The following is a 24,459-nucleotide window of genomic DNA, read 5'->3' as shown; positions in this document are numbered from 1 at the left end:
CAGGGAGGTTATCGCGCGGCGCCCACCGGCTGTTCGCGCGTCACCGCCTCGGCCCTCTCCTTGTCGAGCGCGATGCCGGGTCGCAGCATCTCGGGCAGCCACGGCAGCAGCGGATCGGGCATCCGATCGAACGGGCCGCCGACCGGGTCATCGACATAGTCGTGGCGTACCAGGTCTTCGTCGGGGCGATAGATTTGGCGAACGATCAACGCGCACAATCCGATCACCGCTAGATCACGCAGGACGACGGTGGCGGTGAACCATTGCTCGGGCAAACCCTTGTGGTCGAGGCCGAGATAATAGAACATGCGCGGCACCCACACCAGCGCGTCGATCGTCATCCAGGCCAACAGGATTCGCCGATGCGGCAGGGCCAGTACCGCCAACGGCACCAACCACAGCGAGTACTGCGGGCTCCACACCTTGTTGGTCAGCAGGAACGCCGCCACCACCAGGAAACACAGTTGCGCGAGCCTCGGTCGTCGCGGGGCTGTGAGTGCGATATAGGCGATCACCAGGCAGGCCACGACGAAAACGAACAGCGACACCGCGTTCAGAACGCTCGGTGTCTGACCGTCGGCCAGCTTGCCGTCGAAGCCCGCCCAACCCGTGAACGAGGTGATCACGTTATAGATCGAGTCCGGGTCCGCGTGCCGTTCGGTGTTGAGCCGGAAGAACTCTCGCCAACCATTCGGATACAGCAACGCGATCGGCAGATTCACCACCAGCCAGGTGCCGAATGCCGCCGCGGTCGTGCACAGCGCGGCGCCGAGCGGGCGAACGCCGAGCAGCTGTATCCGCGCGGGTGTTTCGGTGAGCCACGTACGGAAACTCGACCAGCTCTCGACCTCCCGTAACCGCATCCCCACCTGGGTGCTCGCCAGCCGTTGCCTCGGGTCGGCGCGCAAGGACAACACCAGAATCGGGCCGAGCAGCAACAGCGGATACAACTTGGCCGCACCGCCGAGCCCCAGCAGCACACCGGCCAATACCGGACGTCTGCGCGCCCAGGCGAGCAGGCCGGTCGCCGCGAACGCCGTGGCCAGCGCGTCGAAGTTGGTGAACGCGTGCACGATCACCAACGGCGAGCACGCCAGCAGTGCCACATCCCACACGCGTCGTCCCGCCAGGCGCACCGAAGCCCAGAGCGTGACGAGCCATGCCAGCGCGAGCCCGAACGCGACGACGTTGAAATACAACACCACCTGCAACGCACCGGGTAGCACCGAGGCGTCCCAGCTCTTCGCGATGCGCATGGAAAGGTATTGGTAGAGGCCCGAAAGCACCGGGTACTCCATGTACCTGGTCTCGGTGTCGCCGCCGGCGGATTCCTCGATCCAGAACTTCTTGTACGGGAAAGCGCCCTCGTTGAGCCGCTCGGCGCCGTAGAGCGGCACCGTGTCCGAGTAGCACATCGCCGTGTACTGGCGACCGTTGTTCCAGTCGAGGGTGAGCGCGCCGTTGGCGCCGTTGGTCTGCTGGATGCACCCGGCCTTGCTGAACCAGCCGAGTGCGAGAAAAACCAGGGCGAACGCGAGCAACACCCGCATCGGCGTCCAGAATCGCGTCCTGCCGATCAGCGCGTGCTCACCGACCGGACCGCCGACCACGCCGGACAGTTGCGCGGTCAGTGAGTCGTTGCGGCTCGGCCGATCTCGTCCCTCCGCGGACCGCAGGTCGGGGGCGAGGGGAGCTGGTGAGACGGAAGGCGTGCCCGACCCAGGAGATAGCGGAACGTTGCCATCGGTCCGCTGATCCAAGTGCTGATCGGTCACGGCAGCCGAGCCTAACAGGCGTGCTCGCGGTCCAGCTCGGCCTCGCCTACGCGCTCGAACGAGTGCGTAGGCGAGGCCGTGGTCGCGCTAGCGGCGAGAGGGCGACTCGCTGTCCTCGGAGTCTTCCTCGGAATTGTTGCTCGCGCTGGGGCGCGCGCCGCCCGGTGCCGTCGTCGGCCCCGCGTCCATCGGCTGGCCGGGCAACGGGCCCGCGCCGGTGTCGGAGGACTCGCGCTGCTGTTGCGGCCGCGACTGAGTCTGCGGTGCGGGCGCGATCCCTGGAACCGGGATCACGACGCCGGGCAGAATCTCCACCTGCGACGGCTGGATCACCACGGGCGGCTCGTAGGGCGACTCGCTGGTCGAGGGTGCCGTGAAGGGCGCCGACCACTCCGGTACGCCCGCCTGGCCCTTGATCGGCGCTGGCTTCGGGAAGGTGTCCTTGGGCGTGCCGTCCAAGGCGCCGTCCATCGTCTGCTTCCAGATGTCCGACGGCAGGCCGGAACCGTAGACCATGCCGCCCGCCGCGCTGTAGAGCGCGGAGTTGTCGATGCTGCCCACCCACACGGCCGTCGAGAGCGACGGGGTGTAGCCCACCATCCAGGCGTCCTTGTTGTCTCCGGTGTCCAGGAGCTGGGCGGTACCGGTCTTGGCTGCCGACTCGCGGCCGCCCGCCAGGTTGTGATTGCGCGAGTAGCCGGCGATCGGCTTCATCGCCGCGGTGACGTTGTCGGCCACCGCTGCCGAAACCCGTTGCTCGCCCGCCACTTCGCCGCGATCGAGTAGCACCTCACCGTCGGCGGTCACGACCTTCGAGACGAAGTGTGGTGCGTGGTACACGCCGGAGGCGGCCAGTGTCGCGTACGCCGAGGCCATATCGAGCGGGCGCGCCTGATATTGGCCGAGCACGATGCCGTTGTTCGGCGGGCCACCGTCGGGCTCGGCGAGGGTCTTCTCGACACCGGGGAACGAATCCGGGATGCCGAGTCGGTGCGCCATGTCGGCGATCTTCACCGGGCCGTTCTGCATATCCAGCTGCATGCGGTAGAAGCTGGTGTTCAGCGACCGCTTGAGCGCCTCGGCGATGGTGCACATCCCGCAGGACTCGCCCTCGACGTTGGTGATCTTGATGCCGTTGACTTCCAGCGGCGAGCTGTCGTACATCTGCGACAGCGGCATGCCGAGTTCCAGGTTTTCGGCGAGGCCGAACACCTTGAACGACGAGCCCGGCTGCAAACCGGCATTGGCGAAGTCGTAGCCGTAGCCGTCGTCACCGCCGTAATACGCGCGCACCGCGCCGCTGCGCGGGTCCACCGAGACCGAGGCGGCCCGCATGGACTCGTCCTCGCCCTCCATGTTGTTCTGTGCGGCCTCGACGGCGGCCTGTTGCGCCTTCGGGTCGATCGTGGTGGTGATGGTCAGTCCGGCGGTGTTGAGCTGCTGTTCGCTGATGCCCGCCGCGGCGAGCTCACGCAATACCTGGGTCTTGATCAGCCCTTCCGGTCCTTCGCCGGAGCCTTTTTCTGCGACGGCGGCCGAGGAGGCTACCTGTGGGAACTGCAAACCGGTTCGCTGAGCCTGCGGCAGGTTGCCGCCGGCGACCATGCCGTCGAGGACGTAATTCCAGCGGAACTTCGCGCCGTCGGGGTTCTTCTCGGGGTCGAGGCCGGAGGGCTGCTGGATCGTGGCGGCCAGGACCGCGCCTTCCTCGACGGTCAGATCCTGGACCGGCTTGTCGAAGTACGCCTTCGCCGCGGCATTGATGCCGTAGGCGCCGCGACCGAAGTAGATGGTGTTCAGGTAGGCGGCGAGGATCTCGTCCTTGCTCCACTGCCTGGCCATCTTGGCCGAGATGACCAGCTCGTGCATTTTGCGGGTGAGCGAGCGCTCGTCACCGACCAGCGCGTTCTTCACGTACTGCTGGGTGATCGTGGAACCACCACCCGCGCTGTCGCGCCCGAGCACGTTGTCGCGGGCGGCGCGGGTGAAACCGGAAATGGAGAAACCGGGGTTGGTGTAGAAGTCCCGGTCCTCGGCCGCGATCACCGCGTTGCGCACGTGCGGCGGAATCTGGTCGATCGTCACGTCGGTCCTGTTGCCTTCCGGCGGAACGACTTTGCTGATCACCGTCTGGCCGTCCTCGGCCATGATGTTGGCGACCTGGTTGGTTTGCAGGTCGCCGGGTTCGGGTACCGAGACGGTGGAATAGGCGATGAGGAAGATCCCACTGGGCACCAGGATGGCAAGCGCGACAAGCACATACAGCGTCCTTCGGACGATGCGCCACGGCGACTTGCGTTTCGGCCGCTTGCCAGGCCCGTCGGAGCCGTCGCCGCTGCCACCACCGCGTCGAGGCGGCGGACCCGAGGGCGGTCCGCCCGCGGTGCGCCGGCGTTCGCCGGTGCTCGGTCCCGCCGCGGTGCCACGGCGTGCGGTCGCGGGACGTTCGCCGGTGGGGGGTCGGCCTGCCGCGGGGCGTTGTCCGGTGACCGGTCGCTCACCGCTGGGCGGGCCTGGCCGCCGATTGCGCTCGGCTACCGCCTCCGTGAGCGAGCTCGGCCTCGGATTGCGTGGCGGCGGGCCACTCGCGGGGGCCTGATGCGGTGGGCGGCCCTGTGGTGGGGGGCCCGGCCTGCGTTGCGGTCCGCGCGGGTCTCCTGGTGGCGGACCACCCTGCGGACCCGGTCGGGGTCCCGGCGGTGGTCCACCGGGACGTGCGCCGGGTGGCGGGCCCTGCCTCGGGCCGGGGGGAGGCCCCGGTCGGGGACCGGGTGGCGGACCCTGCCTCGGGCCGCGTGCGCCGGGTGGCGGGCCTTGCCGCCCGCCGGGTGGCGGACCCTGTCGTTGCGTGGGGTACGGGTTGGGGCCCGGCTGTGAACTTCGCTGAGTACGGCCGCCGTGCGGTTCATCGCCGTGGGGGGAAGTCTCGTAGGGCGAATTCACTGACAAGATCTCCATAACTCGTAACGGGTTCGATGGCTTCGCTCGGCCGCAGCGGTGTCGGGTACCGCAGTGGCCGCTGATCTCCTGTGCGAGCCATCCGGCGGACAGTTGACCTGGCTGTTCATTCGGCGGCGCTGCGCCGGTTTGTCCGTGTCCCGGCGCGACGTCGTGTCGGTGCCGGGGGTAACCCGAGCACATAGGATTGCACCAGGTGGTTCCAGCTGCACGTTCGGCACACCTCGACGACATGCACCGAGAACTCTTCGCGAGTCTCGCCGAGACGGATCAATTCCTCGGGTGTGCGCGCCGACCCTGCTACGGGTCCGAGGCTGTCACCGTAGACCCACGATACGAGGGTCAATTGCTCTTTCCGGCAGATGGGGCATGTGACCTCGCTCCCCTGGCCGTGGAACTTCGCCGCACGCAGCAGGTAGGGATTGGCGTCACATACTCCGGCCACATCGACGCGGCCCGCGTAGACGTCAGCGAGCAGCGACCGACGCCGGAGGGCGTAGTCGACCACTTGCCGTTGAATTCGCACGAGAACCAGAGTAGCGGTGCCGGATAGCGCCCGCGCCGGGCCCGACGGGATTGGGTACGGGCATACCCGCTCCGAGGTGGGACATCCTTGCCTTTGGGCGATTAGGATTTTCTTGTGTCCACCGAAGCTGAGGGCGGCATGCGCGCGCGTGACCTCGATCGTGCCAATGCTCGCGCGTTCCTCGATGCCGCCTACGCCGAGGGGCAACTCGACGCGGATGAATATCACGATCGCACCGCGCTCGCAGGCTCGGCGCGAACCATGGGGCATATCAACGGAATTCTCGGTGACCTGCAAAAACCGGCCGGATTGCGCCCGTCCGATTCGGCAGGCAAGCCCGGTGAACCCGATATCGGGCCACCTGTCGAGCTCCGAGAGTCCCTGCGGCGTCTCGAGATGGGTGACGAGCGCGAACCACGACTACTGCGGGCTCGCGACTCCGATCGAGCGCGGGCGTCCCGCTTGCTCGATGTCGCGGCCGCCCAGGGGCAGCTGACCATCGAGGAGCACGGTGAGCGAGTGGATCTGCTCGCCGAGGCCACGACCATCGGTGAGATTCGTGACCTGACATCCGATCTGCGACCCGACTCAGCGGCGCACGCGGACGGGCTGGCCGAGCAGCGGCGTCGAATGCGTTCGGCGAGAATCTTCGTCGGCCTCCTGCTGGTCATCGGGGTCGCCGTGTTTCTCGTTGTCGGTTTCGTCGGTACCGGCGACGAACCGCGAGCGCCAGCCGCGGCCGGCGCGGCTCCCGTTGCGGCCGAGCCGGATTCGCCGGAGCCGTTGGTGTTCGCGACACCGGACCTGATGTCCGCCAATGGGCTTCGTCTCTTTGTCGACAACGTCCGAAAGCAGTTCGGCGACGCCGTGGTCGACGAGGTCGACAGTTTCGGCGACTACGCGGTGCTCGATCGGCAGCTGCCCGGCCAACCCAACCGCAGCGCGAGCTATAACTATCGCGGCGGATTCACCGAGTCGGGCGTGACGACCAGGCCGAAAGATACCGGAACGATCGACCTCGCCACCGTCGACCTCGACGCGTTGGAACGCGTCATCGTGGCGGCTCCCACGCGACTCGCGGTGCCCGAGGGTCGTGTCTCCCACCTTTCGTTCGGCACCGATCTTTCCTTCGGCACGCACGATGCGGTGCCCGAGATAGCGGTATACGTGGGCAACGACTTCGGTGAGTCCGGGCACCTCACCGTGACGCCGAGCGGTGAGATAGTGGACGAGCATCCGTTCGACGGATAGCCCTACCAGCACAGGACGAGTAGATGGACCAGAGTTCACGGCCGCACGATGCTCGGCGAGCCCGCGAAACCGATTCCGTGCGTGCGCGTGACGTCGACCGCGTCGAGGCTTGCGGATTGCTGGACGCCGCGCTGGAGGACGGTCAGCTCACCGCGGCCGAACACTCCGAACGCACCGCCTCGGCGATGAAAGCGGAGTTCGTCGAGGCATTACGCGCCTTGATCGGTGATTTGCAATTGCCAGGTGAATCCGCCGAAGCCGCAACGTCATCGGAGCCGACGCGCTGGCCACGGTGGGTGCGTCGCACGATCGGGGTGGTGGTCGTCGTGTTGGCCGCGAGTGTGCTCGGGGTGGTGGTTCGCCAGGTGGGCGCGCATCCGGATGCGCCGATCTCGGCATTGGTGCAGGCGCAGGTGCCGAATCTGACCGAGGGACGTGGCATCGGCGAATTCGTCCAGCGCTATCGCGAGAAGTTCGGTGACACCGAGGCGGTGGATGTGACCTTCTTCCCCGAGTACGCGGTGGTCACACAGGGTGACCCCGCGCAGCGCTATCGCTACGACGGAGAATTCACCACGTCCGGTTCGGCGGGCACGACCGACAAACGTCCGATCGACCTCGCCGACCTCGACCTGGACACGTTGTCGCGGGTTCTCGCGGGTGCGCCGAGTTCGATGGGGCTGGCGGGCGGCTCGATCAGTCACCTGGTTCTCGCCTCTCCGCCCCAGGTCCTCGGCACGCAGCCGATCATCACCCTCTTCGCCGAGGGAGCAGGTGGAAAGACCGGGATGATGATGGTCGCTTTCGACGGGTCGCTGATTCGTCTCGACCAGCCGTCCTGACGCGCGACGGCGCGCCGTCGGTTGCCGCGTCGAAAAGCGAACGTGCCTGTCTCGCAACACATGCCCGGTAACGCGCGGCGTCGATCCGGCGTGATTCGCTGACCCGACATGTTGTCGAGAAGTTTGCCCCGAGCATCCTCGACGCGGTGTTCGCTCGGCCACACTCTCGCTCGATATACCGGGTGACCCTGTCGCCAACTATATCGGTCCGATATAGTTGGCGATCGTATCCAGTGAAGTTTCTGCCCAGTCAGGAGGTGAAGCCCGATGCTCGAGTTGGCGATTCTCGGGCTGCTCCTCGAAGCGCCCATGCACGGTTACGAGCTGCGCAAGCGGCTGACCGGTCTGCTCGGGGCCTTTAGGGCCTTCTCTTACGGGTCGCTCTATCCGACGCTGCGCCGCATGCAGTCGGACGGGTTGATCGCCGAGGAGATTCCCGCCGGTGCCACCGCCCGCCGCGGGAGACGGGTCTATCAGCTGACTCCGGAAGGTCGGGAGCGGTTCAGTGAATTGCTGGCCGATACCGGACCGCAGAACTACACCGACGACGGCTTCGGCGTCCACCTGGCCTTCTTCAGCCGCACTCCGGCGGCGGCGCGGATGCGCATCCTGGAAGGCAGGCGGCGTCAGGTCGAGGAGCGCCGAGAAGGGCTACGGGAAGCGATCAAGAAAGCCAGCGGTTCGCTGGATCGCTACACCCGCCAACTCCATCAGCTCGGGCTCGAATCCAGCGAGCGCGAAGTGCGCTGGCTCAACGAGTTGATTGCGGCGGAGCAATCGACGAAGGCGGCACCACAGAAAGAGGGAAATATCGGCCATGAGTAGTGAAACCGGCAATCGAGTTCGCGTCGCCATCGTAGGTGTGGGCAACTGCGCCTCCTCCCTGGTCCAGGGCGTGCAGTACTACAAGGACGCGGATGAGACCGCGACCGTCCCCGGGCTGATGCACGTCAAGTTCGGGCAGTATCACGTGCGGGATGTCCAGTTCGTGGCCGCGTTCGACGTGGACGCGAAGAAGGTCGGCTTCGACCTGTCCGAGGCGATCTTCGCCAGCGAGAACAACACCATCAAGATCTCGGATGTGCCGCCGAGTGACGTGGTCGTCCAGCGCGGTCCCACCCTCGACGGAATCGGCAAGTACTACGCCGAGACCATCGAGCTCTCCGAGGCCGAGCCGGTCGACGTGGTGGCGGCGTTGCGCGACAACGAGGTCGATGTGCTCGTGTCCTACCTGCCGGTGGGATCGGAAGAGGCCGACAAGTTCTACGCGCAGTGCTGCATCGACGCGGGTGTCGCCTTCGTCAACGCGCTGCCGGTGTTCATCGCCTCCGACCCGGTGTGGGCCGAGAAGTTCACCAAGGCCGGTGTGCCGATCGTCGGTGACGACATCAAGAGCCAGGTCGGCGCGACCATCACCCACCGCGTGATGGCCAAGCTCTTCGAAGACCGTGGCGTGCAGCTCGACCGCACCATGCAGCTGAACGTCGGCGGCAACATGGACTTCAAGAACATGCTCGAGCGCGAGCGGCTGGAGTCCAAGAAGATCTCCAAGACCCAGGCTGTCACCAGCAACCTGAAGAAGGAACTCGGCGCCAAGGACGTGCACATCGGCCCGTCCGACCACGTCGGCTGGCTCGATGACCGCAAGTGGGCCTACGTGCGGCTCGAGGGTCGCGCGTTCGGTGATGTGCCGCTGAACCTGGAGTACAAGCTCGAGGTGTGGGATTCGCCGAACTCGGCGGGCATCATCATCGACGCCGTGCGTGCCGCCAAGATCGCCAAGGATCGTGGCATCGGCGGACCGGTCTTCCCCGCGTCGGCCTACCTGATGAAGTCCCCGCCCAAGCAGCTGGCCGACGATGTCGCCCGCCAGCAGCTGGAGACCTTCATCGAAGGCTGAGTAACCAGGCACAACAAGGACTCGCCGCCATCCCCGCGAAGGGTTGGCGGCGAGTCTTTCTCGTATGCCGGGTCTGTCGCGGTCAGTCCAGTGAGACGTACACCTCGACCGAGGTCGGCCCGGTGTAGCGCTCCACCTCCGCGGTGTGTGAGCGCGTGATCGTTCCCGCGCTCTCGGCCTTGGCGACCTGTGCCCACGCGGTGCGCAACAGGTCGTAGGGCTTGTCGGAGACCACGAACTTGGCGTAGCGACCGCTCGGAATGCGGGTCAGCACGTCGCCCGCGTCCATATCGTCCAAGGAACGCACCTCATAGCCGAGCACCGCGACCGCGTGCTCGTTCTGCCCGATGTAGGCGGCCATCCTCGGCACGTTCTTCTCGCGCGACAGATACCGGTCCCAGGTGAAGTTGACGAGATCGAGATCGCGGGCGGTCACCTCCCGCCCGGCCAGCGGGATCGTGAGCCCGGCGACCATGCTTTCGTCCAACGTCACTATCTCGAAGTCCACTACCCGTTCCTACCCGTCGACCTGATCGTCTGCCAACGCTACGAAGACCTCCACCGTGTTCTGTTCGGGGTAGTGCTCCCAGTCCCCGGTGTAGGAGCGAGTGAGCCGACCGGCGGCTTCCGCGTCCCACACCGACCGCCAGATGTGCACGATCGTGTCACCGCGGTTGTCGCCGCTGGCGACGAAACGCGCGAAACGGCCCGCGGGCACCCTGGCCAGCACATCGCCCGGCAAGAGGTCCTCGAGATCAGTGCATCGGTAACCGAGAATATGGGTCAGATACGAGTTGATCTCCGGCGCGTGATCCACGTAGGCACTGGTCGGCGGCCCCGGCAGTCGTCTGGCCAGGTTGCGCTTCCACGCCTGTTCGACCTTGAGGCGGCGTGGCCCCTCGACCGCGAGCGCTGGGCTGCGCAGCACGAGCCCCGCCACCAGCGTCTCGGGTTGGTCAACGACATTGAAATCCACCGGCGTAGCCCCTATGTCTCGTCTTCCGTCGTCGCTCGAGCGCATATCCTTCCGCATCTGTTCAGCGGCATCGGCGTCGGCCCAGCCACATACGCGACTTGCCTTCGCTCCTGCCCGCCGGTGCCGGTCCCGGCCGCCGCGCTCCGCGCGCCCGTGTAGACACCATTGCTGTTCGCTCTCACTCTGGCAAACGATGCTGCCATGTCATGCGTTCCCTCGGGGGGAGGAAGGTCACAGCATCGTCGCTATCCGGGGATGGGAATTCGAACTCCCGGCAGTATCTCGATCTCGCGCGGGGCGGGTGGCCCCTGCGGTGGCGGCGGCGCGCCGAGCTGCGGTTCGCGCGGTGCGCCTTCGGTACGCGGCGCCGGATTCGCGGGTTCGGGTGCGGTGTACTCGGGTTGCGGCGCCGTGTTCTCCGGTGGAGGCGGAGGTGGGGAATACGGGGTCTGCTCATTGAGCGGCGCGGGTTGCGCGGTGTCCTGGGGTGGCGGCGGATTCAAGATGTCGAAGGGACCGCTGGACGGCGCCGGCGGCGGCGGGGGGTTCTGCTCCGCCGGTGGATTCGGCGGCGGCGCGTTCTGCTGCGGCTGGTCCGGCTTCGGCGGCGGGTTGAGGATGTCGTAGGGCCCGCCGGACTGTCCGGCCTGTCCGCCACCCTGATTCAGTTTCGGCGGGTCCGCCGGTGGCTCGGTGGGCGGGACGAATTGTTCGACCGGGGTGCCGTCGAGTTCGGCGTCCATCGATTGTTGCCAGATCTCCGACGGCAGGCCGGAGCCGTAGATCATGCCGCCGCCCGCGGTGTGGATGGGTTGGGATTGTTCGGTGCCGATCCACACCGCGGTGGACAGCGACGGCGTGAAGCCGACCATCCACGCATCCTTGTTCAGCTGACTGTCGCCGAGCTGGGTGGTGCCGGTTTTGGCGCCGGACGGTCGTCCCCCCGCCAACGAGTGGCCGTTGGAGTATCCGGCGATCGGCCCCATCGCCTTGATGGTCTGGTCGGCGACCGCGCGGGGGATGCGTTGTTCGGCCGGTGGCAGTTGATCGCCCACCTCGTCCTCGCCGCGGTCGAGCAACACCTCACCGGACCCGGTGACCACGCGCTGCACGAAGTGCGGCTGATGGTAGACGCCGTACGCGTCGATGGTCGCGTACGCCGACGCCATGTCGATCGGTCGAACCAGATACTGGCCCAATACGATTCCGTTGTACGGCGGTTCACCGTTCTCGGTGAGCGTCTTGCCCTCGACGCCGGGGATGTATTCGGGGATGCCCGCGGCATGCGCGGCGTCGGCGATGGCCTGCGGGCCGTCGGCCATCGACTGGGTAAGTCGGTAGAAGTTGGTGTTCAGTGAGCGTTTCAGCGCCTCGGAGACCGAACACGCGCCGCAGGACTCGTTGTTCACATTCGTGACGGTGTTGCCGTAGTCCTGCACCGGCGAGCTGTCGTAGACGCGCGAGAGCGGAATGCCCTGCAGCTGCGCGGCGATCACCGCGAACGGTTTGAACGCCGAACCCGTCTGCAACGGCGCCTGGGCGAAGTCGTAGCCCATACCGTCCGCGCCGCCGTAATAGGCGCGCACCGCACCGCTGCGCGGATCGATGGAGACGACCGCGGCGCGTAGTTCCGGTGGCTGTCCGTCGAGACGGTTGTTCACGGTGTCGATGACCGCCTGCTGATCGCCGGGGTCGATCGTGGTGGTGATTTGCAACGCCCTGGTGTTGATGTCCTGGTCGCTGATCCCGGCGGCGCGCAGTTCTTGCAACACCTGGGTGCGGATCAACCCTTCCGGGCCGCGGGCGACATCGGCCTCGGGGATTTCGCTGATCGGAATGTATCCGGGGAATTGGGTGGCGTCGCGGTCACCTGGCGAGAGCATGCCTTCCTCGACCATGGCGTCCAGGACGTAGTGCCAGCGGGCTTTCAAATCCTCGAGGTGGGTTTCGGGATCGAGCAGCGAGGGTGTCCGAATGAGCGAGGCGATCATGGCGCCCTCGGCGAGGGTGAGCTGGTCGACCGGCTTGCGGAAGTACGCGGTCGCCGCCGCGGAAATGCCGTAGGCGCCACGGCCGTAGTAGATGGTGTTCAGGTAGGCGGCGAGAATGTCGTCCTTGCTCCACTGGCGCGCCATCTTCGCGGCGATGACGAGCTCGCGCATCTTGCGGGTGACGGTGCGTTCGGAGCCGAGAAAGGCGTTCTTCACGTACTGCTGGGTGATGGTCGAGCCGCCGCCCGCGTCGTCGTTGCCGAGCAGATTGTCGCGGCCCGCGCGCAGGAACCCGGAGGTGGAGTAGCCGGGGTTGCTGTAGAAGTTGCGGTCCTCGGCGGTGATCACGGCGTCACGTACCGATTTGGGCACCTTGGTCAGCGGTACCGGCGTCCGGTTGCCCTCGGGCGGGATGACTTTCGCGATCAGCGTCTGGCCGTCGGCGGCGACGATGCTGGCGATCTGATTGGTATTGACCGCCGAAGGGTCGGGAATCTCGGCGCTCCAGTAGGCCAAGACGAGCAACAGCGCGGGGATGACACCGAAGATGGTGAACAGCGCCAGCAGTAGTCGGCGTAGTCGTTGGCCTCGGGTGCGCGGCGGTCGGGCCGGGTAGGGGCCGCCCAACGGTCCGTGCCGTCGGCTCGGTCCATTGCGATAGGGATTCGGGCTCGGCCGATTCCTGGCGCGGACCGATGACCGTGGGTCGCGCAGACCTGATTTGGGATCGGTCCAGCCCGCGATCGTGGAATACGGCACCGCGCCTGGCCCCCGCGCGTTCCCGGTGCCGCCCTGTCCGCTGTGTTGCCGCTTGCCCAACGAGCCCACGATCATCTCCTCCCGGAGCGTGATAGCAACCCACCTGCACGAACGGTGCTCTCTAGCTGGCCGACCAGCGGTCGACCGCGGTGCTCGAGTCGAGGCGACACTGCCAGGAGTCGGTGGTCGAGACTGGTACGGCTCGCAAAAACCTTATCGTGTCGCCGACGCTCGCCGACGTTATCAGTGCGCGCTGTGGAACTCGATGCGATTACGCGTATCGCGTTCTAGCTCTTCACGCCGCCGGCGGTGAGACCGGAGATGATCCTGCGTTGGAACAGCAGCACCATGATGACCAGCGGAATGGTGACGATCGTTCCCGCCGCCATGATCGCCGCGTACGGCTGCACCAAGGGGTTGTTGCCGGAGAATCGGGCGACCGCGACGGTGACCGGTTCGGTCTTGGCGCCGGAAAGCAGCCGAGCCAACAGATATTCGTTGACCGCCGCGATGAAGGCGAGGATCGCCGTGGTGAACACCGCTGGCGCGGCCAACGGCAGCATCACCAATCGGAAGGCTTGGAACTTGTTCGCGCCGTCGATGCGCGCCGCCTCTTCGAGTTCCCAAGGCAGGTCGGCGAAGAACGAGGCGAGGATGTACACCGTCATCGGCATGACGCAGGCGATGTTCGGGATGATCATCGCCTGGTACTGGCCGATCCAGCCGAGATTGGTGAACAGCTGAAACAGTGGCGTCACCAAGACAACCAGCGGGAACATCGAGGCGCTGAGGATCAGCCCCGAAACCAGGTACTTGCCCTTGAAGGTGAGCCTGGCCAGCGCGTAGGCGGCGAAGACGCCGAGTACCAAGGCGATGACGGTGCTTGCCGCGCCGATGATCACACTGTTGAGCAGTGCCCTGCCGAAGTCGTTGCCGCGGGTGGTGTCGAAGGCGTTGCGGAAGTTCTCCATGGTGAGGTGGGTCGGCCACGGAGTGCTGTCGAAGGTGTAGGCCGGGTCGCGCAGCGCGGTGACGGCCATCCAATAGAACGGCGCGAGACCCCACAGCAATACGATGAGCGCGCCGAGGTAGAGGCGAACTGTGCCGAGGCGCTTGCGCAACGGAACCGGCTGGCTCGCCGGTTTCCTCGGTGCCGACTCGGGCTGCGTCCGAACGGCCGTCATCACGCCGCCTTCCGTTGATCTTCTTGCGTGCGAACCGCGTTGGCGCCGAGCACTTTCACCAGCACGAACGCGACCGCGAAGATCAGCAGGAAGGTGATCGTCGACAGTGCCGCCGCGCTGTTGGGTCCTTGCCGGACCTGATCCACCACCAGCATCGACAAGGTGCGCGTCGACGGGTTACCCAGTGTCATGATCGCGGGCAGGTCGTACATGCGCAGCGCGTCCATGGTGCGGAACAGCACCGCGACCAGCAATGCCGGCTTGAGCAACGGCAGGGTGATCCTGGTGAAGCGTTGCCACGGCGAAGCGCCGTCCACCCGTGCCGCCTCGTAGACATCGGCTGGGATCACTTGCAGTCCGGCGAGCAGCAGCAGCGCCATGAACGGTGTCGTCTTCCACACGTCGGCCACGATCACCGCGAAGCGCGCTGCCCACGGGTCGGTGGTCCACAGGATGTGGGTGCCGAGTATCCGGTTCACCACGCCGTCGTACTGGAACATGAACTCCCACAGCCGAGCGGTGACGGCGGTCGGGATGGCCCAGGGGATCAGCACCGCCGCGCGGAGTAATGCCCTGCCGCGGAAGGTCTTACCCATGACCATCGCCATACCGAGTCCGAGTACCGCCTCCAGCGTCACGGCGATCACGGTGAAAAACAGCGTGACACCGATCGCGAGCCAGAACTGCGAGCCGAGGTTTCCGGTCGGGCAGCTGACGGTTTCGCCGGCTGCTTGGCATTGCTGCAACAACCAGTGCGTGTAGTTGTCGAAGCCCGCGTTGCCGCCTTCGACGAACATGCCGCTTTCGGCGTCGAGTCCCGAGTCGCGTTGAAAGGACATCCAGATCGCGCGGACAACGGGATAACCGATCACCACGGCCAGCGCGATGAGCACCGGCGTGATGAACATCCATGCCTTGGCCGAGCTGCGGAACTCGATCGCCATGCGTGCGCCGAATCCGCGTTGGGGCGGGAGGAATTCGTCTTCCGGCACAGTTGTGGCCGTGCTGCTCGTGTTTCGGGGAGCCGACACCGTCTATCTCTCCTGCGGGTTCGTCCGGTCCGCTGCGCTCACCGCTACGATCCCGCGGTCTCGATGCCCTTCTGCATGTCGTTGATCGATTGATCGACGGACTTGGTTCCGTTCATGGCAGCATAAGCGTTGTCCTGCACCGCCTTGGATACCGCCGGGTAGAACGGCGTGACCGGGCGCGGAACCGCGCTGGCGATCGAGTCCTTCAGCGCGGGAAGGTAGGGCATCTTGGCGATCAGCGCGGGGTCGTCGTACATCGAGGCACGCACCGAGGGCAGCGCGCCCGCGGCGACGATGTTCTGCGCGTCCTCGCTGATCAGGAAGCGCAGGAAGTCCAGCGCGGTGGCCTTGTTCTTGGAGTAGGCGCTGATCGCGGCGTTGTAGCCGCCGAGGGTGGAAGCGCCGACGCCGTTCTCGCCGGGCAGTGGTGCGACGCCGACGTTGTCCTTGACGGTGGAGGCTTCGCCGGTCACGTCACCGTAGGTCGAGGGCCACGAACGCAGGAACAGCAGTTTGCCCTCGGAGAAGGCGTTGCTGCTCTCGGGCTCCTTGAAGGTGATGGCCTCTTTGGGGATGTTCCCGTTCTTGTAGGCCTCGACGAGTGCGTTGAGGCCGGCGCGGGACTGTGGGCTGTTCACCGTCGGGGTCTTGCCGTCGGCGCCGACGAAGGTGCCGCCGAAGCCGTTGATCGCCTCGGCCGCGTTCACCGTCAGGCCCTCGTAGGGCGCGAATTGGCCTGCGTAGCAGCCGATGTTCTGGTCCTTGGCGATCTGACAGCTGCCCATCATCTCGTTCCACGTCTTCGGTGGGTTGGGCACCAGATCCTTGCGGTAGAACAGCAAGCCGCCGTTGGTGTTTCGCGGCGCGGCATACAGCGTGCCGTTGTAGGTGGCGCTGGCGACCGGCGGGGAAAGCAGCGAGGAGGTGTCGAGCTGGAAGGAGTCCTTCAGCGGCTGGATCCACCCCTTGGCGGCGAATTCCGCGGTCCACGGCACGTCGAGGGCGACGACGTCGTAGTCGGACTGCTTGGAGCGTGCGTGCTCGACCAGGTCGTCGTACTGCTGGGAGGCGTCGTTGGACTGCTCCTTGAACGTCACCTGTTCGTCGGGGTGCGCGGCGTTCCAGCGTTCGATGAGCTGCTTGACGGCGCCGGTCTCGGTGGTGTCCTTGCCCTCGACGTAGGTGATGGGGCCGCGACCGCTGAGGTTCTGGCTCGTCGCGTTCCCGCCGTTGTCGCTGGAGCACGCGCTGGCGAACGGCGCGGTCAGCAGAGCCACCGAGGCTACCGCCAGCGCGGCCCTCGGCACGATCGACGAACGTAGGGTCGACACCTTTTTCACAGCCATCGCAAGACTCTCCAGGATCGAGACGTGAGCAGCAGCACACCCTGCCCGTTGCACAACGCAAGATACATGGTGTTCATCTGCCGCGCCGGATGGCGGCGGCAACCGCGTCGCTAGGCTGCGGGGGATGACTTCGTCGAACCCGGTTCCCGATCGGATGCTGACGCGTATCGGCGGCTTGCTACGCAAAGCCGAATCCACCGATAACGAGCATGAGGCCGAGGCGTTTCTCGCCGCGGCCCAACGCCTGGCGACCAGGTCTTCGATCGACCTCACGGTGGCGCGAGCACATGTGGCGGGTCGCGAGCGTAGGGCGACACCGGTGCAGCGGATGATTCCGATCGGCACCGCGGGCAAGCGCGGGTTGCGCACCTATGTGCAACTGTTCGTCGCGATCGCCTCGGCCAATGATGTGCGCTGTGATGTCGCGCGCACCTCGACCCAGGTGTACGCCTACGGGTTCGATTCCGATATCGACGCGTGCGAGGCGTTGTACGCCAGTTTGATCGTGCAGATGGTGCGTGCCTCGGATCAGTACATCAAGTCCGGGCAGTATCGGTCGGCGACGGTGGAGAAGGTGGTCGTCGAGCGGCGGGCCGGCCGACGAGTGCGGCGGGTGGTGCGCGTGCCGGTTGCCGGGGTGACGGCGCGGCTGAATTTCCAGATGGCGTTCGCGGCGCGGATCGGCAAGCGGTTGGCGCAGGTGCGCGCCACCGTGGTGCGCGAAGCGGTCGATGACGAGTCCGCCGCCAGCACGGTGACCGATGCGGCGTCGACCGGAACGGCATTGGCGTTGCGCGGCAAGGAAATCGAGTTGTCGGACTTCTATTCGCGTACTTCCGAGGCGCGGGGGACCTGGCGTGGCCCGCAGACCTCGACCGGAAATTCCGCCGCCGCACGGCGAGCGGGTGATCGCGCGGGAAAGCTCGCGCGCATCGGTCGTTCGACCGAACTCGGCGCTGCCCGTGGCCAATTGACCGACCGTGGAGCTGGCGACTCGTGATGCGACCGGTCTCCGAATCGCGGATCCCCGTGGCCGACAGCGATCTGCCCGGTCGCGGGCGGCCACCCGAAACGGCGACGCCACGCGGTGGTCGAGGACGAAGCGGAAATCTCCTTACCGAGTCGCACCGCACCCGATGACCCCGCGAGATTCGCAGCGCGCCAAGGTATACGACGCCGAAGCGATGGTGCGCGGTGTCCTCGACCGTGCCGACGAATTCGGCAACCGCACCATAGAGGTACACGGCTCGCACCTGACGCTCCCGGTGGAGCGCCGCTTCGCCTCGGTGGATTCGGTCCAGTCCTACGCCGACAAAGTATTGGCACTGAACTGGATTCGCGCGCGCTGGGCTCGCGCGGTGGTTCCCGTCCGCGTGCGAGCGCGCGCGGGAACCGCTGCGGCACATTACGAATCCGAATCCGCAGTCCTCGCGGTCCCCCTGCACACCGGCGCCACCGCATGGGCTTTACGTGAACTGGTGATTTTGCACGAACTGGCCCACCACCTGGAAGACCCCTCGCTCACCACAGCCCCCCACGGCCCCGAATTCTGCTCCCGCTACATAGAACTCACCGACGGAGTGATAGGCCCAGAAGCGGCCCTACTCCTACGCACCACCATGCTCGGCTGCGGCGCCCGCATCGGCTAGCGCGCCACAATCCAGAGATCGCCCCCCACCCACTCAAAGCAACCCCTGCACCCGCCGAAGCCGATCCCGCCACCACGCAACCCGATCGCCATCAGGATGCCGATACCGCTGCAACAGCGCAGGGTCCGCGACCGGCGCAACCTTCGGCACCGGCAGGTACCCGCCGACCTGCCGCGACGACTCGGCCACCGTGTCCCCGTCCAACAGCGACAATGTGCCGAGCCCACAGGCGAATTCGAGCTCCGGCAGCGCACCGGCGAGCGCCAGCTGCGCGGCAAGCCCGACGCTGGTCTCCAATGCGGAGGACACCACGCACGGCAGCCCGGCGGCCTCGGCTACCTGAAGTGCTCGGCGAACCCCGCCGAGTGGTGTGCATTTGAGAACCGCGATATCGGCGGCACCCGCGACCGCGACCCGCAACGGGTCTTCGGCGCGCCGGATGGATTCATCGGCGGCGATCCGCACCTCCACCTTGCGCCGCACCTGCGCCAATTCCTCGACGGTCCGACACGGCTGTTCGACGTACTCCAAACCGCCTGCGGCCCGGTCGATTCGGCGAATGTGTTCGATGGCGGTGTCGACGTCCCACACGGCGTTCGCATCAACCCTGACCGCCCCCTCCGGCCCGAGGGCCGCGCGCACCGCGGCTACGCGGGAGAGGTCCTCGGCCAACGAATCGGGATGGTCGGCGATCTTCACTTTCGCGGTACGACATCCGGATTCGCGGACAATCGCCTCCGCGTGCTCCGCGTCGACGGCGGGCACGGTGCAGTTGATCGGAATCCGATCACGCACCGGTTCGGGCCACCCGAGCGTCACCTGCTCGACGGCGGTAGCCAACCACCCAGCGGCCTCGCGATCGTCGTACTCGGGGAACGGACAGAACTCTCCCCATCCGAGCGGCCCGCGCACCACCATCCCCTCCCGCACCGTGATGCCACGAAACCGCGTTCGCATCGGGATGGCATAGACGATGGCCGCCTCGGGATCCAGAAAGTCGATCACCCCCAGCAGGCTATTGCACCTCGGCGAGCCTGTTCCTACGTCCGCTCGATTCGTCGTCCGCGACGACGTGTACGTCACGAGCGCGGGGCGGTGTTCACCCGACGCCGAACGCGGCCAGCGCGGTCGACCTCTTCATCACCAACTGGGTTTCGGTATTTCGCACCGGCGTGAAGCCGTACTTCCGGTAGAAATCGAACGCGGATTCGTCGATCGCGTCCACGACGATCAGTCGGCCGCCGGATGCCTGTGCGGCGCCCATGATCTTGCTGACCGCATCGATCAGCAACTACTCGCCGAGCCCCTGCTCATGGAGCGTTTTGTCCAGGGCGAATTTCGCCGAGAGGAAGGCGGGGACCGACCTCCAAACCCTTGGCGAGCTGTGCGGAGAGGCCATCGGTTTCCGCATCGACCGAGGTGGGCGTGATCGCGTAGAAAGCACTGACGATCGGGCTGTCGGGCGCTGTCCACACGTAGGTACGGCTGGTCCACATCTGTTCGGCGGCGGTGGCGCTTGCGATAGGCGGCGCCACCGCCGCTAAGCCTCACAGGCGTTCGTAGATGGTGGCGTTGGCCAGACCGCCTGCTTCGCACATGGTTTGCAGGCCGAAGCGGGCGTCGCGGTTGTGCATGGCGTGGACGAGGGTGGTGGCCAGGCGGGCGCCGGAGGCGCCGAGGGGGTGGCCGAGGGCGATGGCGCCGCCGTTGACGTTCACCGTGTTCAGGTCGGCGCCGGTCTCCTGTGCCCAGGCGAGGACGACGGGGGAGAAGGCCTCGTTGATTTCCACCAGGTCGATATCGGCGAGGGCGAGCCCGGCGCGCCGCAACACCTTTCGGGTCGCGGGGATCACCGCGGTGAGCATCAGCAATGGGTCGTCGCCGACGACGGCGAAGCTGTGCACCCTGGCCAAGGGGCGCAGTCCGAGCTCCCGTGCGCGTTCACCGCTCATGATCAGTACCGCGGCGCTGCCGTCGCTGACCTGGCTCGCGGTGGCCGCGGTGATCGCCCAGTCGATCTGGGGGAAGCGCGCCGACATCGCGGGATCGTAGTAGGCGGGCTTCAGCTTGCCGAGTGTTTCCAGGGTGCTGCCGACTCGAATGCCCTCATCGGTGTCGAGTCCGTTGATCGGGGCGAGTTCTCGGGAGAATCCGCCGTCTTTCGTTGCCAGCGCGGCCTTTTCGTGACTGCACAGCGCGAATTCATCGAGTTGGCCGCGTGTCAGTCCCCATTTGGCCGCGATCAGTTCGGCGCTGATGCCTTGGGAAACAAGGCCTTCGGGGTAGCGCTCGGTGAAACCGATGCCGGAGATGTCGTCGGAACCAACCAGGTTGGCGCCCATCGGGATTCGTCCCATCGACTCGACACCCGCGGCGACGACGATGTCGTAGGCGCCGGAGATCACGCCCTGTGCGGCGAAGTGGATCGCCTGCTGGCTGCTGCCGCATTGTCGGTCGACGGTGGTGGCCGGCACCGATTCCGGGTATCCGGCGGCCAGTGCCGCGCGGCGGGTCATATTGGCGCCCTGCTCGCCGTATTGGGTGACGACGCCGCCGATCACGTCGTCGATGAGCGCAGGATCGATGCCGCTGCGCTCGACCACCGCGCGCAGGCTGTGTGCCAGCAGGTCGACGGCGTTCACGTCGTGTAGTGCGCCGCTGGGCTTGCCTTTGCCGATCGGGGTGCGTACCGCCTCGACAATCACCGCGTCTTTCATGGGGATTCCTCTCGGACCGAGAGCCGGGCGCCGCTGCCCTGACTCTATCAACACATAGTCAGCTTACGCCTGAGTTTAGTCAACTAAAGTCAGGCGGGGCTATGATGTGCGTCATGGCAGCGGTGATGGAAGGACAGTTGGCCGATCTCGGCTCGTGGCAGCCGGTGGATTGCTCGATCGACAAGGCGTTGGGCCTGGTCGGCACCCGATCGGCGATGCTCATTCTGCGCGAGGCCTACTACGGCACCCGTCGGTTCGACGGCTTCGCCGCGCGGGTCGGCATCACCGACGCCGCCGCGGCACGGCAGTTGCGCAAGCTCACCGCCGCGGGGTTGCTCGGCAAGCAGCCGTACCAGGAAGAGGGCAAGCGCACGAGATACGAGTACGTGCTCACCGACATGGGTCGCGGTCTCCTACCCGCGGTGCTCGCCCTGATGCAATGGGGCGACGCCTACCTCCAATCCGGGCCCGCACCACTGCGATTGGTCGAGGAATCGACCGGAACACCGGTTCGGGTGCAGGTGCGCAGCGAGAACGGACGCGAGATCGGCCTGGAGCAGTTGGGTATTCGGCTCAACGAGGATTACGTGTCGCACAAGCGGCGCCAGCGGCACGCGAAGAAGTAGTCCCGCCACGACGGCGCGCGGCATTCCGGCGTCGAGGTGCCAAGCGTGGACCGCTGCCCTTCTTCGCGCCGCCCGAGACGCTCGATGCGATGGCGAGAAAGTTCGGTGCGCCTATGCCTGCGCGGCCGAAAGCTGGAGTCCGCGCATCCTGGCCGGATGAGCGAAAAGTTTCGCACCATGATGGTGTCGACCGCGGCCGGGTCTCCTGGTCGACGCCCTCGTTCCCGTGGCAGGAGCGCTGTGGTGTGCCCGATCTCGCAGGTCGGGTCGCACCAGGTATGTGGTGCGTTGCCGCAGCGATCGGCCGGTTGCGTTCGAGTACCGGGCGACCTTCGGAAGGCTCTGCGGCACTGCGGGGTTGCCGACATCGCGGCAGCGGCGGGTCGAGGTCATTTCCGGGTCGCGACGGCGACATTCGGGTCGCGATGGCGACTGGATCGTCGTAGCGATGGCTGAATCGGTCCGGGGAGTCGGCCGACGAACAACGCCGTTGTCCGTCAGCCGATCGGTCCGGGTGAATGCCGCTCAGTTGAGTCGCGCGCCCTCGGTGCTGAAGAAGTAGGTGTGCTCGGCGTCCGAGGTCAAGCGCACCTTGGTGCCCTTGGCCGGTGGGTTACGCCAATCCGCCCGCGCCACAATGGTTTCCCCCGCACTGCCGGTGTCGGAGTCTACCGTGCGGCCATAGATGTAGGCGTCCGAGCCGAGCTCCTCCACGACGTCCACCTCCATGGCGATGCCCTCGCTCGCGCCGATCTCGAAGTGTTCGGGACGAATGCCGAGGGTCACCGAGGTGCCCGCCGCGTCCGCGACCGTCCTGGGCAGGCGCAGCGTGTGCCCGCCCAGCGTGACGGCGCCGTCGGCGACCGGCAGCGTGAACAGATTCATCGCGGGCGAACCCATGAATCCGGCCACGAACACGTTCGCGGGGTCGCGGTAGAGGTCACGCGGGGTCGCGCACTGCTGCAGCAGGCCATCTTTCAGCACCGCCACCCGGTCGCCCATGGTCATCGCCTCGACCTGATCGTGGGTGACGTAGACGGTGGTGGTGGCGAGCCTGCGCTGCAACTGGGCGATCTGGGTACGGGTCTGCACCCGCAGTTTGGCGTCCAGGTTCGACAGCGGTTCGTCCATCAGGAACACCTGCGGCGAGCGCACGATCGCGCGTCCCATCGCGACACGCTGGCGCTGACCACCCGAGAGTGCCTTCGGCTTCCGGTCGAGATAGGGCTCGAGGTCCAGCAGCTTGGCCGCTTCCAGCACTCGCGTCTTGGTCTCGGCCTTGGCGACCTTGGCCAGTTTCAGCGCGAATCCCATGTTCTCCGCGACGGTCATGTGCGGGTAGAGCGCGTAATTCTGGAACACCATCGCGATATCGCGCGCCTTGGGTTCGGCGTGGGTGACGTCGTTGTCGCCGATCAGGATGCGCCCGGAATTCACGTCCTCCAGTCCGGCGAGCATGCGCAGCGAGGTCGACTTGCCGCAGCCGGAAGGCCCGACCAGTACCAGGAATTCGCCGTCTTCGATCTCCAGATTCAGCTGATCGACAGCGGGGGTCGTCGCGCCGGGGTAGAGCCGCGTCGCTTGTTCGAAGGTCACCGTAGCCATGAAAAATCCATCCCATCACCGGCAGGAACGTGCCGGACGATCCGAGTAAGGGTGGACCGGATACTACGGGCGATGCCGCTGCCGCGCAGAGAATGCCCGAATCGAGCGCGGCACCGGATGCGGTGCGGGGGAATTCGACCGGAAGCCGCCGCGTTGTCCCCCATTCGTCGGGGCTTTTCGTGTGACCGGGGTCGCACGCCGCGCGAGTAGCCTCGATTTCGCGATCATCCAGACGTCGGAGTATCTGACAAGGAGCTATCCATGAGCCGACCGGTTCGTATTGGTGTTCAACTGCAACCACAGCACGCGCCTGACTACGGGCTCATTCGTGACGCGGTGCTGCGCGCCGAGGACGCGGGTGTCGACATCGTCTTCAACTGGGATCACTTCTATCCGCTCAGCGGCGATCCGGAGGGCGCGCACTTCGAATGCTGGACGATGCTCGGCGCGTTCGCCGAGCAGACCGAGCGCGTGGAGATCGGCGCGCTGGTTACCGGCGGTGGTTACCGCAACCCCGACCTGCTCGCCGATATGGCGCGCACCGTCGACCACATCAGCGGCGGCCGCCTGATTCTCGGCCTCGGCGCCGGGTGGTTCGAGAAGGACTACGACCAGTACGGGTACGAGTTCGGGACGGCGGGTTCACGCCTGAATCTGTTGCGCGATTACCTGCCTCGGATCACCGACCGGCTGAAGAAACTGAACCCCGCTCCCACCCGCCACATTCCGGTGCTGATCGGTGGCGGCGGCGAGCGCAAGACGCTGCGGTTGGTCGCCGAATACGCCGACATGTGGCACACCTTCGCCGATCTCGACGTGCTGGCGCACAAGAACAAGGTGCTGGCCGAGCACTGCGCCGCGGTGGGTACCGATCAGGCACGCATCGAGCGGTCGGTGCAGTGGGCGGGCACCGAAAAGGCGCAGGCCCTGGTCGACGCGGGCGTCACGACCTTCACCGTCGGGGTCAGCGGCCCCGACTACGACCTGAGCGAACTGAAGAACGCGATTCGCTGGCGTGACGAGGTGAATCCGCAACCGGTCACCGGGATTGCCTGAGTGACGGTCCCCGTGCACGCATGCGGGTCGGTGGGGTCGCGCAGCGCCGACGGCTTCGCGATGCGAGAGTTGCTCGAACCGGCCGGTGCGGTCGACTCGTCGCGTTCTCGCTCCGCCTCGCACACTGAGTCCGGCGGCGAATAAGCAGAGGGCGCTTGGACGTCGAGGAGGTGGGTTCGGGTCGCTGCGATCCGAACCCACCTCCTTGGATATTCGAGCCAGGTAATGGCGCGAGCTGCCGCGCTCGAACTAGGTAGCTGTGAGATA

21 protein-coding genes are annotated in these 24,459 nt (G+C 66.3%); 8 read left to right on the top strand and 13 right to left on the bottom strand.

Annotated features, from left to right (window positions below):
- Window positions 1-8 precede the first annotated feature (8 nt).
- The 3 genes from ABEA50_RS05385 to ABEA50_RS05375 form a co-directional block, all read right to left on the bottom strand.
- Complete coding sequence (locus tag ABEA50_RS05385; protein WP_345494668.1) at window positions 9-1,760, bottom strand: glycosyltransferase family 87 protein; 1,752 nt, start codon at window positions 1,758-1,760, stop codon at window positions 9-11.
- Between the two features lie 102 nt (window positions 1,761-1,862).
- Window positions 1,863-4,034: a transglycosylase domain-containing protein gene (locus tag ABEA50_RS05380; protein WP_425577532.1), complete on the bottom strand. Its 2,172-nt coding sequence runs from the start codon at window positions 4,032-4,034 to the stop codon at window positions 1,863-1,865.
- Window positions 4,035-4,839: 805 nt separating this feature from the next.
- Window positions 4,840-5,259, bottom strand: coding sequence for a DUF5318 domain-containing protein (locus ABEA50_RS05375; protein WP_345493900.1), 420 nt, complete (start codon window positions 5,257-5,259; stop codon window positions 4,840-4,842).
- Between the two features lie 114 nt (window positions 5,260-5,373).
- On the opposite strand from ABEA50_RS05375, the gene ABEA50_RS05370 reads away from it, so the two are divergent.
- The 4 genes from ABEA50_RS05370 to ABEA50_RS05355 all read left to right on the top strand — a co-directional run bounded on the left by ABEA50_RS05370 (window position 5,374) and on the right by ABEA50_RS05355 (window position 9,252).
- Window positions 5,374-6,510 carry a DUF1707 SHOCT-like domain-containing protein gene (locus ABEA50_RS05370; RefSeq protein WP_345493899.1) on the top strand — a complete coding sequence of 379 codons (1,137 nt, stop codon included), beginning with the start codon at window positions 5,374-5,376 and terminating at the stop codon, window positions 6,508-6,510.
- 23 nt (window positions 6,511-6,533) lie between these two features.
- Entirely contained in the window at window positions 6,534-7,352 is an 819-nt protein-coding gene (locus tag ABEA50_RS05365) for a DUF1707 SHOCT-like domain-containing protein (protein ID WP_345493898.1), read from the top strand.
- 267 nt (window positions 7,353-7,619) lie between these two features.
- The gene (locus tag ABEA50_RS05360; RefSeq protein ID WP_345493897.1) at window positions 7,620-8,177 is read left to right on the top strand and encodes a PadR family transcriptional regulator; all 558 of its coding nucleotides are present in this window, start codon (window positions 7,620-7,622) and stop codon (window positions 8,175-8,177) included.
- Complete coding sequence (locus ABEA50_RS05355) at window positions 8,170-9,252, top strand: inositol-3-phosphate synthase (RefSeq protein WP_345493896.1); 1,083 nt, start codon at window positions 8,170-8,172, stop codon at window positions 9,250-9,252. The genes ABEA50_RS05360 and ABEA50_RS05355 overlap by 8 nt, the downstream gene beginning before the upstream one ends.
- Window positions 9,253-9,334: 82 nt before the next feature.
- On the opposite strand, the gene ABEA50_RS05350 is transcribed toward ABEA50_RS05355, so the two are convergent.
- From ABEA50_RS05350 to ABEA50_RS05325, 6 genes are all read right to left on the bottom strand, one after another.
- Window positions 9,335-9,760 carry a GyrI-like domain-containing protein gene (locus tag ABEA50_RS05350; RefSeq protein ID WP_345493895.1) on the bottom strand — a complete coding sequence of 142 codons (426 nt, stop codon included), beginning with the start codon at window positions 9,758-9,760 and terminating at the stop codon, window positions 9,335-9,337.
- A 9-nt stretch (window positions 9,761-9,769) separates the two neighbouring features.
- Window positions 9,770-10,228 carry a GyrI-like domain-containing protein gene (locus ABEA50_RS05345; protein WP_345493894.1) on the bottom strand — a complete coding sequence of 153 codons (459 nt, stop codon included), beginning with the start codon at window positions 10,226-10,228 and terminating at the stop codon, window positions 9,770-9,772.
- A gap of 245 nt (window positions 10,229-10,473) precedes the next feature.
- On the bottom strand, window positions 10,474-13,053 hold the full coding sequence (locus ABEA50_RS05340) for a transglycosylase domain-containing protein (RefSeq protein ID WP_345493893.1): 2,580 nt from the start codon (window positions 13,051-13,053) through the stop codon (window positions 10,474-10,476).
- A 212-nt stretch (window positions 13,054-13,265) separates the two neighbouring features.
- A complete protein-coding gene (locus ABEA50_RS05335; RefSeq protein ID WP_345493892.1) occupies window positions 13,266-14,162 on the bottom strand; it encodes a carbohydrate ABC transporter permease in 897 nt (298 codons plus the stop codon).
- A complete protein-coding gene (locus tag ABEA50_RS05330) occupies window positions 14,162-15,106 on the bottom strand; it encodes a carbohydrate ABC transporter permease (protein WP_345494666.1) in 945 nt (314 codons plus the stop codon). The genes ABEA50_RS05335 and ABEA50_RS05330 overlap by 1 nt, the downstream gene beginning before the upstream one ends.
- Before the next feature lie 131 nt (window positions 15,107-15,237).
- Complete coding sequence (locus tag ABEA50_RS05325) at window positions 15,238-16,539, bottom strand: ABC transporter substrate-binding protein (RefSeq protein ID WP_345493891.1); 1,302 nt, start codon at window positions 16,537-16,539, stop codon at window positions 15,238-15,240.
- Between the two features lie 124 nt (window positions 16,540-16,663).
- On the opposite strand from ABEA50_RS05325, the gene ABEA50_RS05320 reads away from it, so the two are divergent.
- Window positions 16,664-17,539, top strand: coding sequence for a DUF2786 domain-containing protein (locus ABEA50_RS05320; protein ID WP_345493890.1), 876 nt, complete (start codon window positions 16,664-16,666; stop codon window positions 17,537-17,539).
- A gap of 136 nt (window positions 17,540-17,675) precedes the next feature.
- Complete coding sequence (locus tag ABEA50_RS05315) at window positions 17,676-18,188, top strand: TIGR04338 family metallohydrolase (RefSeq protein WP_345493889.1); 513 nt, start codon at window positions 17,676-17,678, stop codon at window positions 18,186-18,188.
- A 33-nt stretch (window positions 18,189-18,221) separates the two neighbouring features.
- Here ABEA50_RS05315 and ABEA50_RS05310 read toward each other — a convergent pair whose 3' ends face one another.
- From ABEA50_RS05310 to ABEA50_RS05300, 3 genes are all read right to left on the bottom strand, one after another.
- A complete protein-coding gene (locus ABEA50_RS05310) occupies window positions 18,222-19,193 on the bottom strand; it encodes an o-succinylbenzoate synthase (protein WP_345493888.1) in 972 nt (323 codons plus the stop codon).
- A gap of 94 nt (window positions 19,194-19,287) precedes the next feature.
- Window positions 19,288-19,479: a hypothetical protein gene (locus ABEA50_RS05305; protein ID WP_345493886.1), complete on the bottom strand. Its 192-nt coding sequence runs from the start codon at window positions 19,477-19,479 to the stop codon at window positions 19,288-19,290.
- A gap of 256 nt (window positions 19,480-19,735) precedes the next feature.
- Window positions 19,736-20,905: a thiolase family protein gene (locus tag ABEA50_RS05300; RefSeq protein ID WP_345493884.1), complete on the bottom strand. Its 1,170-nt coding sequence runs from the start codon at window positions 20,903-20,905 to the stop codon at window positions 19,736-19,738.
- Window positions 20,906-21,006: 101 nt separating this feature from the next.
- Between ABEA50_RS05300 and ABEA50_RS05295 the strand changes: the two genes are divergently transcribed.
- Window positions 21,007-21,531 carry a winged helix-turn-helix transcriptional regulator gene (locus ABEA50_RS05295; RefSeq protein ID WP_345493882.1) on the top strand — a complete coding sequence of 175 codons (525 nt, stop codon included), beginning with the start codon at window positions 21,007-21,009 and terminating at the stop codon, window positions 21,529-21,531.
- Between the two features lie 525 nt (window positions 21,532-22,056).
- Here the strand turns inward: ABEA50_RS05295 and ABEA50_RS05290 are convergent.
- Window positions 22,057-23,136 carry an ABC transporter ATP-binding protein gene (locus ABEA50_RS05290; RefSeq protein WP_345493881.1) on the bottom strand — a complete coding sequence of 360 codons (1,080 nt, stop codon included), beginning with the start codon at window positions 23,134-23,136 and terminating at the stop codon, window positions 22,057-22,059.
- 261 nt (window positions 23,137-23,397) lie between these two features.
- Here ABEA50_RS05290 and ABEA50_RS05285 point away from each other — a divergent pair, with 261 nt between their 5' ends.
- Window positions 23,398-24,192, top strand: coding sequence for an LLM class F420-dependent oxidoreductase (locus ABEA50_RS05285; protein ID WP_345493880.1), 795 nt, complete (start codon window positions 23,398-23,400; stop codon window positions 24,190-24,192).
- The last annotated feature ends 267 nt before the right edge of the window (window positions 24,193-24,459 follow it).

It is taken from the genome of Nocardia callitridis (assembly GCF_039543305.1).
In the GTDB taxonomy this organism is placed as follows: domain Bacteria; phylum Actinomycetota; class Actinomycetes; order Mycobacteriales; family Mycobacteriaceae; genus Nocardia; species Nocardia callitridis.
The sequence above is the reverse complement of the archived record's forward strand: the minus strand, read 5'-3'. Positions and strand labels throughout refer to the sequence as shown.

Coding starts and splice junctions, on each gene's coding strand:
- ABEA50_RS05365 (WP_345493898.1), top strand. CDS start 6,534: ATGGACCAGAGTTCACGGCCGCACGATGCTCGGCGAGCCCGCGAAACC.
- ABEA50_RS05335 (WP_345493892.1), bottom strand. CDS start 14,162: ATGACGGCCGTTCGGACGCAGCCCGAGTCGGCACCGAGGAAACCGGCG.
- ABEA50_RS05315 (WP_345493889.1), top strand. CDS start 17,676: ATGACCCCGCGAGATTCGCAGCGCGCCAAGGTATACGACGCCGAAGCG.
- ABEA50_RS05290 (WP_345493881.1), bottom strand. CDS start 23,136: ATGGCTACGGTGACCTTCGAACAAGCGACGCGGCTCTACCCCGGCGCG.
- ABEA50_RS05320 (WP_345493890.1), top strand. CDS start 16,664: ATGACTTCGTCGAACCCGGTTCCCGATCGGATGCTGACGCGTATCGGC.
- ABEA50_RS05360 (WP_345493897.1), top strand. CDS start 7,620: ATGCTCGAGTTGGCGATTCTCGGGCTGCTCCTCGAAGCGCCCATGCAC.
- ABEA50_RS05300 (WP_345493884.1), bottom strand. CDS start 20,905: ATGAAAGACGCGGTGATTGTCGAGGCGGTACGCACCCCGATCGGCAAA.
- ABEA50_RS05295 (WP_345493882.1), top strand. CDS start 21,007: ATGATGTGCGTCATGGCAGCGGTGATGGAAGGACAGTTGGCCGATCTC.
- ABEA50_RS05330 (WP_345494666.1), bottom strand. CDS start 15,106: ATGGCGATCGAGTTCCGCAGCTCGGCCAAGGCATGGATGTTCATCACG.
- ABEA50_RS05325 (WP_345493891.1), bottom strand. CDS start 16,539: ATGGCTGTGAAAAAGGTGTCGACCCTACGTTCGTCGATCGTGCCGAGG.
- ABEA50_RS05355 (WP_345493896.1), top strand. CDS start 8,170: ATGAGTAGTGAAACCGGCAATCGAGTTCGCGTCGCCATCGTAGGTGTG.
- ABEA50_RS05340 (WP_345493893.1), bottom strand. CDS start 13,053: ATGATCGTGGGCTCGTTGGGCAAGCGGCAACACAGCGGACAGGGCGGC.
- ABEA50_RS05285 (WP_345493880.1), top strand. CDS start 23,398: ATGAGCCGACCGGTTCGTATTGGTGTTCAACTGCAACCACAGCACGCG.